The organism is Bacillus sp. MMSF_3328, from assembly GCF_030733525.1.
GTDB lineage: Bacteria > Bacillota > Bacilli > Bacillales > Cytobacillaceae > Bacillus_AB > Bacillus_AB infantis.
Genome location: NZ_JASHIV010000007.1, coordinates 50,584 through 66,878, shown reverse-complemented (window position 1 = coordinate 66,878; position 16,295 = coordinate 50,584). Strand labels below are relative to the sequence as shown.

At 44.9% G+C, this 16,295-nt stretch carries 13 protein-coding genes; 1 reads left to right on the top strand and 12 read right to left on the bottom strand.

The window, feature by feature from the left end; translation table 11 throughout:
• Nucleotides 1-33 precede the first annotated feature (33 nt).
• Genes RBB45_RS13485 through RBB45_RS13475 form a run of 3 tightly spaced genes read right to left on the bottom strand, consistent with a single transcriptional unit; the run spans nt 34 to nt 4,351 of the window.
• Complete coding sequence (locus tag RBB45_RS13485; RefSeq protein WP_009794684.1) at nt 34-513, bottom strand: helical membrane plugin domain-containing protein; 480 nt, start codon at nt 511-513, stop codon at nt 34-36.
• Nucleotides 513-3,485: a formate dehydrogenase subunit alpha gene (gene fdhF, locus RBB45_RS13480; RefSeq protein WP_009794685.1), complete on the bottom strand. Its 2,973-nt coding sequence runs from the start codon at nt 3,483-3,485 to the stop codon at nt 513-515. Before fdhF ends, RBB45_RS13485 begins: the two co-directional genes overlap by 1 nt.
• 53 nt (nt 3,486-3,538) lie before the next feature.
• Entirely contained in the window at nt 3,539-4,351 is an 813-nt protein-coding gene (locus RBB45_RS13475; protein ID WP_035402980.1) for a formate/nitrite transporter family protein, read from the bottom strand.
• Nucleotides 4,352-4,956: 605 nt separating this feature from the next.
• On the opposite strand from RBB45_RS13475, the gene RBB45_RS13470 reads away from it, so the two are divergent.
• A complete protein-coding gene (locus RBB45_RS13470) occupies nt 4,957-6,399 on the top strand; it encodes a DEAD/DEAH box helicase (RefSeq protein ID WP_180827268.1) in 1,443 nt (480 codons plus the stop codon).
• A gap of 37 nt (nt 6,400-6,436) precedes the next feature.
• Here RBB45_RS13470 and RBB45_RS13465 read toward each other — a convergent pair whose 3' ends face one another.
• The 9 genes from RBB45_RS13465 to RBB45_RS13425 all read right to left on the bottom strand — a co-directional run bounded on the left by RBB45_RS13465 (nt 6,437) and on the right by RBB45_RS13425 (nt 16,135).
• The gene (locus RBB45_RS13465) at nt 6,437-7,684 is read right to left on the bottom strand and encodes a TerD family protein (protein WP_009794688.1); all 1,248 of its coding nucleotides are present in this window, start codon (nt 7,682-7,684) and stop codon (nt 6,437-6,439) included.
• A gap of 99 nt (nt 7,685-7,783) precedes the next feature.
• On the bottom strand, nt 7,784-8,068 hold the full coding sequence (locus RBB45_RS13460; protein WP_009794689.1) for a hypothetical protein: 285 nt from the start codon (nt 8,066-8,068) through the stop codon (nt 7,784-7,786).
• Nucleotides 8,069-8,331: 263 nt separating this feature from the next.
• The gene (locus RBB45_RS13455; RefSeq protein ID WP_224948545.1) at nt 8,332-9,582 is read right to left on the bottom strand and encodes a DUF2254 domain-containing protein; all 1,251 of its coding nucleotides are present in this window, start codon (nt 9,580-9,582) and stop codon (nt 8,332-8,334) included.
• A 181-nt stretch (nt 9,583-9,763) separates the two neighbouring features.
• On the bottom strand, nt 9,764-10,990 hold the full coding sequence (locus tag RBB45_RS13450; RefSeq protein WP_224948543.1) for an L-lactate MFS transporter: 1,227 nt from the start codon (nt 10,988-10,990) through the stop codon (nt 9,764-9,766).
• Nucleotides 10,991-11,118: 128 nt separating this feature from the next.
• Nucleotides 11,119-11,847 carry a LytR/AlgR family response regulator transcription factor gene (locus tag RBB45_RS13445; protein WP_009794692.1) on the bottom strand — a complete coding sequence of 243 codons (729 nt, stop codon included), beginning with the start codon at nt 11,845-11,847 and terminating at the stop codon, nt 11,119-11,121.
• Nucleotides 11,844-13,511 carry a sensor histidine kinase gene (locus RBB45_RS13440; RefSeq protein ID WP_224948541.1) on the bottom strand — a complete coding sequence of 556 codons (1,668 nt, stop codon included), beginning with the start codon at nt 13,509-13,511 and terminating at the stop codon, nt 11,844-11,846. The genes RBB45_RS13445 and RBB45_RS13440 overlap by 4 nt, the downstream gene beginning before the upstream one ends.
• 509 nt (nt 13,512-14,020) lie before the next feature.
• Entirely contained in the window at nt 14,021-14,500 is a 480-nt protein-coding gene (rlmH, locus tag RBB45_RS13435) for a 23S rRNA (pseudouridine(1915)-N(3))-methyltransferase RlmH (RefSeq protein WP_253618994.1), read from the bottom strand.
• 101 nt (nt 14,501-14,601) lie between these two features.
• Nucleotides 14,602-14,760, bottom strand: coding sequence for a CxxH/CxxC protein (locus tag RBB45_RS13430; RefSeq protein WP_009794696.1), 159 nt, complete (start codon nt 14,758-14,760; stop codon nt 14,602-14,604).
• 148 nt (nt 14,761-14,908) lie between these two features.
• Nucleotides 14,909-16,135 (bottom strand): S1C family serine protease, encoded by a 1,227-nt coding sequence (locus tag RBB45_RS13425; protein ID WP_009794697.1) that lies wholly within the window; start codon nt 16,133-16,135, stop codon nt 14,909-14,911.
• Nucleotides 16,136-16,295: the final 160 nt, after the last annotated feature.

Sequence of the window (16,295 nt, the reverse complement as noted above, 5' to 3'; positions counted from 1 at the left end):
TTCATTATAAAATGAATGGGCCAGGATTCAGGCTTATTCTTTTAAGCCTTCCCCCATACCTTTTAATAGATTGAATCCAAATCCGAGCACACGGTTGATGTCAGGATCTTTTAAGGCCTTCATTAAGTCAAAAATCCCGATTTTGCTATCCTCTTTTAATCCCTGCTCAGCCTTTTTCATTCCTGCTATCAAGCTTTTTGACAGCTTGGCTGTTGTCTCTGGATCAAGCTGGGTGAGGATGCCTCCTGCTGCCATTGCGTTATTGATCATGTTTGTGACAGGCTCGCGTGTGAGCTGGCCGATTGCAGCATGTGCAGCATGCTCTTTTGCTTTCAGAAGGCTTCCGGCAGCATCCAGTATCCCGCTGTCATGCAATTCCTGCAAGAGAGCCAATGTCTCAAGCAGGGAATCTTTATTTTCCGCAATCCCGGAGAGAAGATTCTCCAGGGATTGCTGCTTCAATTGTTCTTCTGTCAGTTCTGTCTTTTGAATGATGCTAATCGGTTTTGCCATCAGGCATTCCTCCTGTCATAGGTACCAGGGAAGACATGTTCGTTGACAGTGCTGAGCGGTACATAATCACCGCGTTCCCACTTGCGGTAGATTTCAAGACCCATTTGCGGTGTGCGTGTCGCATAGCGGGGATTGTACTTCGGAAGAGGATTCTCTCCATTCAGCTGGAGGATCTCCATCCGCACCTTCACTTGCTTGTAAGCAGGTGTATGTGTCACAACGTCAACCGCACCGCCAGTCAGGAGGTTGACCGCACTTTCATGGCTTGAAGAGTGCATTGGCACATAGACCGTTTTTCCAACAACGCGATCGGTTACAAGGACCGGCAGCTTGATCGCACCATATGGCGAGATCAGGCGTACAATCGAGCCTTCTTCTACGCCGCGTTCTTTTGCAAGTTCAGGCGATACTTCAACGAACACTTTAGGGAATTTGTAGTTCAGTCCCTCTGATTTATGAGTCATGTTTCCTTCATGGAAATGTTCGAGCAGTCGTCCATTATCCAGTGATAGATCGAACTCATCCGGGAATACAGCAGGCGGTACATAGTCAAACAATCCGAAGCGTGCTTTTTTATCAGGGAAGTTAAAGCCGTCCTGGAAAAGAAGCGGTGTGTTCGATCCATCCTGAGATCCCCAGTGGAAGCTGTTCCAGCCTTCAAGAACATCATAGCTGCACTGGCTGAAGAATGGAGTCAGGCTTGCCATTTCGTCAAAAATTTCGCTAGGGTGAGAGTAGTTCCAGTCATAGCCCATCTTTTTAGCCAGCTGAGTAAGGATCCACCAGTCCGGTTTGCTGTTGCCCATAGGCTCTAATGCTTTGTATAGACGCTGAACGCGGCGTTCAGTATTTGTAAATGTCCCATCTTTTTCAAGAGAAGGAGCACCCGGCAGTATCACATCAGCGAATTGGGCTGTTGTTGTCAGGAAGATTTCCTGCACCACAAGGAAGTCCAGCTTCGCAAGCATTGCCTGTGTATGGTTAGAGTCAGCATCAACCCATGCCATATCCTCACCGGCAACAAACATTGCCTTCAGATTGCCTTTATCCACTTCACCGAGCATTTCAATATTATCAAGCCCTGGATTTTCAGGCAGTTCCACGCCCCAGGCTTTCTCGAATTTCTCACGTAATTCTTTATTTGTCACAGACTGATAGCCAGGGAAAATATTAGGCATCGTTCCCATATCGGCAGCACCCTGTACGTTATTATGTCCGCGCAATGGATAGGCACCAGCATTCGGACGCATCATGTTTCCAGTTGCCAGAAGAAGGTTCGCAATGGCAACAGAAGTGTGGGAGCCGGCGATATTCTGTGTTACACCCATTCCCCAGCAGACGACTGTTCCATCTGCGTCACGGATCATTTCAGCCATTTCTTTTAATGTTGCAACAGAAATGCCTGTAATGCTTTCAGCTTCTTCAAGTGTATAAGACTCGATCATGCTCAAGAACTCATCATACTGATTCACATGTTCTGTGATGAATTTCGCATCATGCCAGCCTTGGTCAATCATATACTTTGTGACAGCGGAAAGCCATACAAAGTCAGTACCCTGCTTTGGACGTACAAACAAGTCGGCACGGTCACCCATTTCATGCCTGCGCACATCCACTGTGATCAGTTTCTGGCCATGTAGCTTCTGCGCACGCTTGATGCGTGTCGCAAGGACCGGATGTCCTTCTGCCGGAGCACAGCCTACCAGGATGACAAGCCCTGCACCTGCAATATCCTGGATCGTTCCAGAGTCGCCGCCGATGCCTCCTGTCTGCTGCAGTCCCCATGACGCAGGAGACTGGCAGTAGCGGGAACAGTTGTCGACATTATGTGTTCCGAACACCTGGCGGGCCATCTTCTGAATCAGATAGTTTTCTTCATTTGTGATCTTAGATGAAGAAATGAAACCTAATGCATCGCTTCCGTAAGTATCTTTGATTTCTCCGAGGTTTTTGGCCACAACAGAAAGAGCTTCATCCCAGCTCGCTTCCACAAACACATCGCCTTTACGGATCAATGGTGAAGTGATACGTTCCTGGGAATTGACAAAGTCCCAGCCAAACTTGCCTTTTACACAAGTAGAAACGCTGTTGACCGGCGCATTCTCTGATGGTTCAATTTTAAGGATTTCACGGTCTTTTGTCCAAACTTCAAATGAACAGCCGACACCGCAGAAAGTACAAACCGTTTTTGTTTTCTCGATCTTTGTTTCACGCATGGCTGCTTCTACTTCTGAAACGGCCATGATTGTTTGATAATCCGGCTCAACTGCTTTTACAAGGTCGATCATAGGAGTAAGCAGGTCATCAGACATGCTTGTCATGAAGCCAGCGTTTCCAAGCATTGATTTTTCCATCAATGCGTTACAAGGACAAACAGATACACATTGTCCGCAGGAAACACAAGAGGATTCATTGATGCTTTTTCCTCCGTCCCATAATACGCGCGGCTGCCCTGTTTCCCAATCAATGGTCAGCGTTTCATTTACCTGAAGATCCTGGCATGTTTCCACACAGCGGCCGCACAGAATACATTGGTCAGGGTCATAGCGGTAAAACGGATGAGACATATCGACTTCATAGCCCTTAGAACGATGCGGACGCGTCTGGTGCTCAATCCCCATCATTTCTGCTGTGTTATGTACACGGCAGTTGCCATTGTTATTGTCACATACAGTGCAGTACAGCAGATGGTTTTCTAAAATACGGTCCATTGCTTCCTCTTGGGCGCCTTTGGCGATTTCAGACGAGGTGGCAATGTCCATGCCGTCTTCCACAACTGTAGAGCATGCACGCATCAGATTGCCATTCACTTCACACATACAAGTATCACAGCTCTGTACCGGTCCAAGAACCTCGGAATAGCATATATGCGGATGTTCGATTTCCTGCTGCATGAGATAATCTAAAATACGAGTTCCTTCTTCAACCTGGTGTGCTGTTCCGTTGATCAGAACATTCACTTTTTCCCCCACGGTAAAGCCTCCTTAGTAAAAAAACAAATCTATCCAAAAAACAAGAGTAATTATCAGCTGGCTTTCTTAATACTTGATTTTGCTCTCATAGATGATTGAAGAGAATCTTTATGAACCATCCAGTAAGCCAATGCTACGAAGACTCCTCCGCCAATGGCATTTCCAATGGCAACCGGTACAAAGTTTGCAGCATAATCAGCCCATGTGAAGCTCCCTGCAAAGATGGCTGCAGGAATGATAAACATATTGGCTACAACGTGCTGGAAGCCGATGGCAACAAATGCCATGATCGGGAACCAGATCGCAAGAATCTTACCGCCGATATCATCAGCTCCGAAAGCAAGCCAGATGCCTAAACAAACGAGCCAGTTACAGCCAACAGCGGATATTAGAGTCGGCCAGAATGCCTGATCTATTTTTGCTCCCGCAACTGCTATAGTTTTAGTCAGGAATGCACCTGTTTCCGTCATTCCAACAACATGTCCAAAGAAATAAGCTACAAAGATTGAACCAATAAAATTACTAACCAAAACCAGCAGCCAATTCCTGCCCAGCTGCTTAAACGTCGCGCGCTTCGCCATCACAGCCAGCGGCAGTGCCATCATATTGCCTGTCAGCAATTCTCCGCCGGCAATAATGATCAGCATCAACCCTACCGGGAACACGGCTCCGCCAATAAGCGAGCTGAAAGTGCCCCATTCATGCGGCAGGTCAGCAACAACCCGGATATATAATAAGAAACCTAAAGAAATAAAAGCTCCACCTAAAAATCCTAAAATGAGTGTGTGCGCCGGCCGCATGGTAGCCTTCTTCACCCCAGCTTCAACCGCCATTTCGGCGATCTGCTGTGAACTATGAAATGCCATATTTCTTCCCCCAATTATTGTCTTTATGGTCCACAATACATAAGGCATAAGGCTGCCTCTTAGGACCATCTCTCTAGAACCAGCCTGCCGTATTAAAGGGCATATGAACGAGAACACAAAAAAAGCCCACTATAAAAAGGCCCCATGCATTTGCATGTACCGTTTTACAGTGGGCTGAAAGCTTAGCATTATGTAATACCAGCAAACCTTCCCGCTTCATACGAAATGAAAGAACAGGATGTACAGTCAATGTTAATTAACTAACATCAATGAACGTTTCATCCTCTATAACTTTTTAATTCTATCATAGATTCTTCGATTTGCGAATAGTTCTTGAACTTTTTTACAGGGGATACTGTCTATAAAGTATCTTTAAGTAAACGTTGACTCTTTTTGTTCCTCTATTCGTTGTTGTGTTCCTAATGAGGGCTGATGGTTTCCGCTCCAGACACTTCGCTTTCCGCGGGGCGGAGTTGAGGGGGCTGGACTCTTATATCTTGTCCAGCAATTTTCAAGTATAATGAACCATATCTGATCATGCATACAATACTTCTTAAAGAGAATTCTATCCATATGACGAAAAAACAAAAAAACGGGGTTAAATAATGAGTAAAAGTTTTGCGGATTATCATTTAAGCGAAGAAATACAAAGGGCACTGGGTGTGTTAAAATACGAATCTCCAACAGAGGTACAAAGCAAGGTCATTCCATTGGCGATGGAAAAGCAGGATCTTGTGGTGAAGGCTCAAACCGGAAGCGGGAAGACCGCCTCCTTCGGTATTCCTGTCTGCGATATGGTTGAATGGGAAGAAAAAAGCCCGCAGGCTTTGATCCTTACCCCAACAAGGGAGCTCGCCGTTCAGGTTCGTGAAGATATTACGAATATCGGCCGTTTCAAACGCATCAAAGCAGCGGCCGTCTACGGAAAAGAACCTTTTACAAAGCAAAAGGAAGAATTGAAGCAGAAAACGCATGTGGTCGTTGGGACGCCAGGACGGGTTATGGACCATATCGACCGGGAAACGCTCGTCCTGGATCGAATACAGTATCTGATCATCGATGAAGCGGATGAGATGCTTAATAGAGGGTTCATCGATGAAGTGGAAGCCATCATTAAAGAGCTTCCTTCAGACCGGGTGACCATGGTTTTTTCTGCTACCCTGCCTAAAGATGTTGAAGCTCTTTGCCACGAATATATGAAAGACCCTGTTCACGTTGAGATTGAATCAACCGGGGTAACCGCTGAGACGATCGAACATTTCCTAATGGAAGTAAAGCAGGAAGATAAGATTTCGCTCCTTAAAGACATCACAGTTACAGAAAATCCTGACAGCTGCCTCATTTTCTGCCGGACTAAAGAACATGTTGATACAGTGTACACTGAACTGGATGGTGCTGGATATTCCAGTGAGAGGCTCCATGGCGGACTGGAGCAGGAAGACCGGTTTGCGGTTATGGAAGGCTTTAAAATGGGGAACTACCGCTATCTTGTGGCCACCGATGTAGCTGCCAGAGGGATTGATATTGATAATGTGAGCCTTGTCATTAACTATGATGTCCCAATGGAAAAAGAAAGCTATGTGCACCGGACCGGAAGAACCGGCCGCGCCGGAAACAAAGGCAAAGCCATTACGTTTGCCACACCTTTTGAAGAAAAATTCCTTAAAGCGATTGAAAGATACATCGGCTTTGAGATTCCTGTCATAGAAGCACCAAGCCAGCAGGATGTTGCTGCCGGAAAAGCTGCCTTCGAAGAAAAAATCAGCGGCAGGCGGGTCGTCAGAAATAATAAAACAGCCCGAATCAACCAGGATATCATGAAGCTCCACTTTACCGGCGGTAAAAAGAAGAAAATCCGTGCCGTTGATTTTGTCGGAACCATCGCCAAAATCCCTGGAGTCACAGCAGACGATATCGGCATCATCACCATCCATGATCAGATGTCATATGTTGATATTCTGAATGGGAAAGGATCGCTGGTTCTGCAGGCTATGGAGAATGCCACGGTTAAGGGGAAGAAATTGAAGGTCAGTAAGGCGATTAAGTAAGAGCCACGGGGACAGACCCCTTGGCTCTTTTTTTCCCCTACTTATAATCATTAATCGGCCCCTGATCCATCAAAACCTCTACCATATTCGAAGCTCCCATTACTAGTCTGGGTCTATACTCAGAGTTGGGTGCACTATAAAGCTCTAATGGGCTTATAATCACTCCATCGTCGGTATTATGGAGTATTCCGGGCACACAGGTATAGATCGTGTCATTATTATTCGCATTCTTGGAGGAAATGGTAACAGAAGTTCCGCTATGGTTATCAATACTCATGGATACCTTGTATCTGTAGAATGACCCTGTTCCATTTGACTGAGCTGAATATACAACAGGCACCACTGCCAGAATATCATTGGTCAGCCTCAATTTAATGACTTCTTTCTTTGTGGATCCGCTGAATCTTCCCACATCCCCCATATGCTCTACTGCTCCATTGCCAAACCTCTTGAGTGGCGGTGTCCCCTGGGCCCCGAACATGGCTACATCTATCTGCCTGCCATTCTTTGTATAAACCAGAGCATAGATATCATAATCCGTCCCTGTCTTCCAGGAGACTGTCGCCGTAATTTCAGGTGTTTTCTCAATTAACACCGGCTTCTGGCCTTTATCGAGATTTATTTTCCCTTTTGCTTTTTCAAGGCTTATCGGCGGCAGAGTATTTAAGCTGCTTTTCTTTTCAGGGACTGATTGTGTTTTAGCAGGTTCTTTTAAAGCTTGTTTTTCAACAGCTTGAGGTGCAGGAGGCTGTTTTTGCTCCTCAGCTTCAACCTCAACACCGTAAAGTTTACATAAACCTTCAAGGCCTGAATCGAATCCCCGCCACACTGATTTTGCCTTTGTCTGGCCGTTTCTTACATACAATTCCAGTACTACTATTCCGTTTTCATTTTTAAAAACAGATGGGACAAATTGAATCAATTCCCCGCCCGCACTGATCTCCGCCTTTAAATTCCTCACATTGGAAAAGCCGGTATGATTATCCTCGGTTAGCGTGATGGCTATTTTAGCAATCCCTGCAGGCAGTTTACTCATATCAAACTCAAGTTTATGTACCTTTGTCTGACCCACATTCACAGACGGAATAAGAGCAGCGGCTCCAGACAGACTTTTCGGCTGATTATAAAAAATGATCCCGCTGTCTCCCTGTACCTTGCCTGAATCAGTCAGCAGGAAAGCGGTTAAGGAAATATCTATCATATTGGACATTTCGTAGTTGACAGTAACAGTTCCTTTTGGAGAACTTAAAACTGCATTTGCTCCCATCTGAAGCAATGAATTCATATAAACCAACCCTTCTCATAAATGCATTGATGATGTTTTTGCAAGTCGAAATCAAGCAGCCTTGTGGACTAGTAATCTGGTAATTACAGCAATAGGTAATTATTTTTTCTTTTTCAGCTCTAGAAGTGTAGGTGCTATATTCAGCAAAATAGAAATAATCGTCAAAACCCACAACGCCTTCTCCATAGTAGGTACAACATCCATTAAAGCCGGCCAATCTTCACTGTTTACCCAATTAGATACAGCGCTGTATTGTGCACAGAGTGTCAAAGCAGTAAGTGATAATCCCATTGCCATCGCAAATTTGTAATCTTTGCCTGTCATATACATATAAAGATTTATAAAGGTTGCTGCTATGGCAGCAGCTCCTAGTATAAACCACATAATTATACCTCCATCCTATTTTTAGAAGAACATGTATTATTATTTTTCTGTTAATTTCTTCCTATGAGTTGAAAAAGCTCTTCATCTATTCTAGCAAATAATTTCTTTTATTTCAGAAAATTCCTGTCATGCTAACCAAGAAACTGCTGCAACAAAAACAGGGACACCAATCCTTTTACGGATTGTGTCCCCATAAACTTTATTATTTAACGTATTCTTTCCAAGTTTCGAAACAGGCAGCCGAGAAACCTGCCTTTCCCCCATCATTCTTCAACCAGGCAGACTTTATACAATTCATCCTTCTCGGTTTTGGTGAGTGCAGCCGTTTCTACTTGTTCTTTCAAATAATCTGCGAACTTATCAAGGGTTTTGCGTATTGCCGGGCCGCAGCCTGAGCCTATTTCTTCAAGCGCCTTAAAAATCGCCTGCATGACTGAAAAATCATCTTTCGCGTAGTAGCTGATCTGCCTGAAGGAAGTATTCAAAAGATCTTCAAATGGCCGATGCGGAATGATAACCTTCATTCTTCCTTCATCATCAGAGATGGCTTTAACCTCCCCGTTTAAATGGCTGGCTGCAGACAGGCAGACACTTAAATAATTGATGCACTGGATGGCTGTATTGGGATCATTGATTCCCGGTGATACCGCCCTCAAGGCCACCTCAGCAATTTTTTGCAGGCCAAATTCCACATCACTATAAGTGGTCCGCTCTGTCCCTACGATAACAGCATCCTCAAGGCCTTCCGGTATTTCTTCCTGATTGTGGACACAAAGCAGATCATGTTTTTCCGTAACAAAATGGCCGATTGGCTTGAGAACCTCAATGATGCTTCCCTGTTCAGCGGCATGCTCCATCAGCATGCCTTCATCAATATACTGAATATAGCCAAACCGTCTGGCCTTTACAGCCTTTGCTTCAATGACAACCGACGGCCGGACCTGCAGCAGGGATACACGGTCATCCTGCTCATACCTTTCTTTTTCCTTCTTAATCACATCCAATGCATCGTCAGCAAGCCTCTCAATCAGCTTGCCGACCTGAATGGATGTGGCGACATGGTAGATGAAATAGGCAAAAAATGCGAGGCATATGAACGCAATGATTATGCCAATAGAAGCCGATGCCACCGTATTACCAAAGGATTCTCTTATAAACAGCAGTGTAAATATACAATAAACAAATCCGCCAATAAAGACTCCCAGCACCCTCATCGTCACCGGATCCTGAATAAAGTTCTCCAGCGTCCTCGGCGAAAATTGGGAAGAATATGTAGTTAACACAACCATGGTGGTAGAAAAGGTAATGGTCGTCATGGTCAATAACGAACCGGCAATGGTCCCAAGAATTGTTTTACCCAAATCCAGCCCCACAAGAAAGATCTCTGGATAAAATTCGTTCAAATAATAATCAACATATACCACACCGATCGCAAGAATCAATGCGACGAGCGTATACACAGCCGGAATGAACCATGTACCTTCTTTAATTTTAAATAAGAACTGCTTAAACAATCCCCTTCCCCTTTCTTTACGCTTTTTAATTGTTTTTGCCCTAAAATTGTTTTTGTGAAACAAAGAGAGCCAAGGGGTCAGGTCCCTTGGCTCTTCTTTTCAAATAAAAGGTGCCTGACCCTTCAGTATGTTAACACTTTACGTACTGGGGGTCAGGCACCGACTTAGGCACTATTTCATATTATCCAACTCTCGTATGAGGCTCCAACTTCATCTTCCCCTTACGCTTCTTGCCCTCACCAGGCGGCTTAATGGTCAGTGCAATCACAAGTGAGACGATACACAATGCTGCTATAACCGTAAACGTTGCTTGGAATCCACCAAGTACAGCGGCTACCAGAGAGCCCGCTAAAGCCCCGATTCCAAATCCCTGGTAGATTACGCCGTAGTTCTTGCTTTGGTTCTTCAGTCCGAAGAAGTCTGCCACGATGGCTGGGAATACAGTGATGTTTCCGCCAAAGCAGAAGGCAATTGCTGCTACACAGGCGAAGAAGATCGGGAAGTTCAATGGAACAAAGCTTAAGACTGTGACTGCAATGGCAGTGACCAGCAGCGTTCCGCAAATAACTTCCATCCGGCCGACTTTATCTGACAGTGCACCCAGAACGATTCGGCCTGTTGTATTAAAGATGGCTACCAATGCGACTGCGTTTGCCGCTGTAGCTGCATCCAGCCCGGCTAAGCTGACTCCGATGTCCTTGACAATCCCGACCAGGTATAACCCGCTCATACATGCTGTGAAGAAGATCACAAACAGCAGATATGCCTGCTTCGTTTTCAGCATTTCTTTGACTGTATAATCCTTTTGCCTTGATGCCGCTTTCATAGAGCTGTCTGCTGTTTCTTTTGCTTCTTTTAGTAAAAACGAGCCGCCAACTACCATTACCAGGACGATTGCTCCCCATAGGAGGAATGCTGTTGAGACACCGAATGATGAGATAAAACTGGCGTTCACATATTTAAAAATCAGGCTGCCTGTCCCAAATGCACCAACGGAAATCCCTGAGATCAAGCCTTTTTTCTCTGGGAACCATTTGATCAAATTGCTTAGTGTTGTAATATAAGCCGTACCATCTGCGAAGCCAACGATCACTCCGGCAACGGCGTACAGCATCCATAATGAGGATACCTGTGAGCTGAGGATTAACCCAGCACCAAGCAATATCCCGGCCGCGGCCACCAAACGGCGAAGGCCCCATCTATCCTGCAGCTTCCCTGAGAACAGGGTCGCAAATGCTAAAGCAAAGCTTGTAATAGAAAAAGTAATGCTGGTTGCGCTTAATTCCCAGCCGAATTTATCGACTAGTGGCTGATTGAAAAGGCTCCACGTATAAATGGTGCCCAAACCCATCTGGACGATAATGGTGCCAATGATGATAAGAAGTCGATTTGCCTTTCGTTCGTTCATGTCGAATCTCCTCTTTCTAAGCGGTTTCATAATCTCAAGCAATTGTGTTTATACTTGAATTCTACCGCTGAAAATAGGAATTAAATCGCTTTCAGAACGAAATGCCTGATATTCGGAATGAGTGGTATTTACAAATGCATAATCTGCCGGAACGCTTTCGACTTGCTTCTGCTGACCGGTATTTCCGCCTTCACACCCTTCAGTTTCAATACATATGTATTATTGAACCATGGCACAATCTCATGGATCTTGGACAGATTAACACTATAGGAACGGTGGCATCTAAAAAAGAGATCCTGAGGCAGGCTGTCATGAAATTCGCTAATTGACACAGGCATCGTGTACTCTTCCGACTCTGTGTAAACCAGGGTGATTTTTTCACTAGCCTCAGCGTAATAAATATCATTTACCTCCGTCACGATGATATTTTCATTTTTCCTCAGATTAATCCGGCGATTGCGGTCCTGGGGAATCTCTTCCTGCGTCTGCTTTCCCTTCTGAAAGGCTGCTTCCAGCTTGGAAAGCATAGCGGCAATCCTTTTTTCCTCATAAGGCTTTAAAATATAATCAAAAGCCTCCAGTTCAAAGGCCTGTGCCGCATGCTCCTTATAAGCTGTTGTGAAAATGATATACGGCTTCTTAGCAAACTTGCTGATGCTTCCTGCCAGCAGCATCCCATCCAATGAGGGGATATTGATGTCCAGGAAGATGGCATCGACTTCTTCCTCCTGAAGGAACTTCAGCACATCCAGCCCGTCCTCAAACGAAGCCACAATCTCGATTTTGCTATGCGTCTCTATTAAATATTCCAGCTCTTCCTTCGCCGGAATTTCATCTTCTACTATGATCGCTCTCATGATGGCTCCTTACCTATGTCAAAATAAACTTCCGTGCCCGGATTCAGCCTGTGAATCACCAGATCAGTCCCGTAAATCAGCTTCACCCGCTGATGCACATTGAAAAGGCCAATCTGCTTGGAGGAAACCTCCCCTTTGTGCAGGCGATCAATCACTTCCTGGTCGATTCCTTTTCCTGTATCCCTGACACTCACTCTAATTTTATCTTGGAATTCTTTAATGGAAATCGTCACGCTGCCAGGCCCTTTTTGTTTTAATATGCCATGGACCACGGCATTTTCCACTAAAGGCTGGATCAGCAGGCTTGGCAGTTTTAAATGAAGATCGTCTATATCATAAACAACCTGAAGACGTTCACCAAACCTTGCTTTTTCTATTTTAATATAATTTCTCACCTGCTCAAGCGCCGTTTGAACTTCAATCAGTTCTTCGCCAACTTCCAAATTATAGCGCATATACCCAGATAGACTGATGATCAGTTCCCTTGCTTTTTCCGGGTCACGCCTTGTCGTTGAGGCAATTGCATTAAGGGCATTGAACAAGAAGTGAGGATTGATTTTTGACTGCAAGGCCCTTATCTCAGCTTTATTGGCTTCTTCCTTAATCTGCTCCACTCTCGAAACTTCCATCAAAGTAGAGATGATCTGCGCCAGTCCAATCGCCATCGTCTGCAGTGTATTTGTGATGGTATAGGCTCTCCGGTAATAAATTTTCAATGTCCCTGTTATAATGCCCTGCTCTGATAGAGGAATAATCAGCAGGCAGTGGATCTGCGGTGTATGATGATCGGCAATATTGTTCCTGATGGTAATCTGCCCATTGCGGATCGTTTCTTTAGTCAGATCACTGATGATTTCCTGTCCAATCTTATACTTCTCTTCCCCATATCCGACATAGGCAAGAACATCCTTTGTATCCGTAATCGCAACGGCATCTGCCTTGATATCATCTTTAATGATCCTGCAAATCGTCCGAAGCGATTCTCCGTTAATCGAGCGGAAATATGGCAGAGTCTTATTAGCGATATTAAGGGCCAGCTGGGACTGCTGGGCGGCAATCCGCTCTTTCTCCCCTTCCACACTCGCAATCATCAGGATGATCAGTCCAATGCTGACCTGTCCCAAAATCATCGGAATCCCTATCTTCGATACAATCGCGACACCCAATTCAAAGGAATCAGCCATTGCTAAAATAAGAATCATCGTCAGGGTCTCGCAGAACATCCCGGCGATAATCCCATAAATCCATCGCCTGCTTTTTTTCATATAAACATGGATATAGCCAGCAGTGAACCCTGCCAGAATACTGGTGATCAGGCACGGAACAGAGGTCACCCCGCCAATATCGATCAAATAGCGGTGCACCCCGGAAACAATCCCTGTTACTATGCCAACCCACGGCCCAAACAGGATTCCTCCGGAGACAATAGCAATCGTCCGGATATTAATAATTGACCCTTCCACTTCAATTCCCGAATAGGTCCCAAAAAGGGCAAACACACAGAAAATCCCCGTCAGCAGCGACAGCTCTACCGGGGAATGATGGTCCCTCTGCAAAATCTCTTTAAACTTCGGCACCCTCGCCATGAAAAATAAAGTAATCAGCAAAAGTGCTGCCCGCTCGATTAACCGAATGAGCATTTCTAACTCAGATGAAGCGTACATGATGGTGTGGCCTCCTTGGTGCAAAAGTACTTATAAATAAATTCATGATATAGATGAGGTATTTTGTATTCTTATCATTATTGGCTGGAAAGTTGAGGATAATGCTATTTTAGGGGAAGAAAAAACACAAAGCTATGATTTGGCTTTGTGAGGTGCCTGACTCCCGGCACGTTAATACTTTACCTAGCTGGCTTCTTTTAATTGATGGATCCTACATAAGAAAAATAAGCGGGGATTTTCCGGCTAAATACAGAATGGAATTCATTTTTAGGTAAATAAGAGGAGATTTTCCGGTTATGCAAAGCAAATTATTACAATTTCACATTTTTCAAGTTAATAAGCGGAATTTCTCCGTCTATTTGCGCTGATTTTTATCAATTTTACTAATTAAGCGGAATTCTTCCGTCTATTAATCAGTCAGTCTTCTTAATCTTATCCCCTACAGGATAACCTTTTCTATTTTTATCCCAGCCTCTCCTCATCAGGAGAGGCATTTTGTTAAATCTCAACTACTTATGATAAGGCTCCCCCCGATTGATCCGAAAGCTCCGATAAACCTGCTCCAGCAAAACCAGCTTCATCAGCTGATGCGGAAATGTCATCTTCGAAAATGACAGCTTCTCATCCGCCCGCTGCAGAACCTCCTGGCTCAGTCCAAGCGATCCTCCAATAACAAAGGCAATCTTGCTTTTTCCGTATGTAGCCAATTTATCGATCGTATCAGCAAGCTCCTCAGATGATTTCATCTTCCCTTCAATAGCCAGGGCGATGACATGGGCATCGGGATGAATTTTGGCGAGGATTCTTTCGCCTTCTTTTTGCTTGACCTGAATCATTTCAATGTCGCTCAGTTCTTCGGGGGCTTTTTCGTCAGGGACTTCGATGATATCCATTTTGGCGTAGGCGGACAGGCGCTTGAGGTATTCGTCGATGCCCTGTTTCAGGTACTTTTCTTTTAGCTTTCCAACGGTGATGATTGAGATATTCACTATTCACAACCCTTTACAATTTAATTACAAACAGCTTACAAACAAGATATCCACAAAAGTTATCCACATATCCACATTTTATATCCACATCTTGTATGGAATCACTTGTTCGCCACCATATATACTGCCTTATTTCGACAATATTCACAGGTTGTTGATAACTGGCTGTCTTCAATTTTATTCATCACAGGGAACGTTTCATACTCGTCCACCACGGTATCAATGGCTATATCAATGTGTTCTTCGCAGCTGTAAATCATTTTGGCACTCCTATCAGTTTTTCTTTTTATTATAAGAATTGTGGATAAATTTCATTCTTCTATTTGTCGAAATACTTATCCACATCCCATCGTAACACCAAAAGAAAAAACAGGAAAGCCTCTTGGCCTTCCTGTTAGTTTCTTCTGGTTAGATAGTTTCGCCTGACAGCTTCAGGGTTGTTTCCTGTGCCTTTCCGCCGCGATAAAATTTCACTTTCATCTGATCTCCGACCTGCTTATTATTGTACAGATGCTTCCTGAGATCGATGACATCATTGATCTGTTCGCCGTCCATTTCGACGATAACGTCAAATTCCTGCAATCCTGCCTGGTCGGCCGGTGAGTTAGGAGACACACGGATGACTGCAACACCGTTTGTCACATCCTCAGGCAGCTTCAGGGCTTCCTGCTGATAGTAGGCAGGTATTTCATTAACAGAGCGCAGCTCAACACCCATATACGGCCTTTTCACTTCCCCGAACTGTTCCAGGTCGCTGATGACCGGCTGGGCCGAGTTGATTGGAATCGATAAGCCGATTCCTTCAACCGTATCCTGGGCAATCTTCATCGAGTTGATGCCGATCACCTGACCATTGATATTGATGAGGGCACCGCCGCTGTTCCCCGGATTGATGGCAGCATCAGTCTGCAGGACTTCTGCCTGCCAGTCTACTGTCCCGTCCTGGTTGATGTCAACCGGAATGGCACGCTCAAGGCCTGAAACGATTCCCTGGGTAACAGAACCTGAGAAGGTTGGTCCAAGCGGATTTCCAATGGCAATGACCGGTTCGCCGATTTTCAAAGCATCTGAATCGCCGAATTCAGCAACTTTATCGATTTTTTCCCCTTCGACCTCCAATACGGCAAGGTCGGTCCAAATATCGCTGCCGCGCAGCTTGGCCGGGATTTTCGTTCCATCTGCAAGTGTCACTTCAATCCTTGAAGCTCCCTCTACCACGTGATGGTTCGTCACGACATAGGCTTTGCCGCCTTCTTTTTTATAAATGACGCCTGAGCCGGTTCCAGCTGTCTGGCCGTCCCCTTCTTCTGCGCCTGACCACATGCTCGCATTCTGGATGTTATCGATGCCGACAACCGCATCGCCGGCTTTATCGACTGCTTTCGTTATATCTGATTCAACATTGAGCGAAACATTTCGGGTGGTGACATTATTATTGCTTCCGCCTGTATTAGCCTGTCCTGCATCCTCGTTCGCTGAGTATGGGAGCACATCGTAGTCAATCAGCTTAGGGACAGCGACAATGACCAGTATAGCGCCAAGGATGATGCCGATCAGGCTGGCCAAGAAATAGCCGCCCTTATTTCCTTTTTGCTTTTTATAGCGGTTCTGATAATCCTGATCATAATAACCCAAGTTTGACCAATCCTTTCTCACAAAGCTGCTAAGAATTATTCTTCCTTCTATCCAATATTATACTCGCCGGGCCGGGAATTTCTAAGAAAAACAAACTGCCTGAAGGAATCTTACGATTTTGTTCATAATTTTTATCAGATGCTGATCAAAAGTGAGGCTG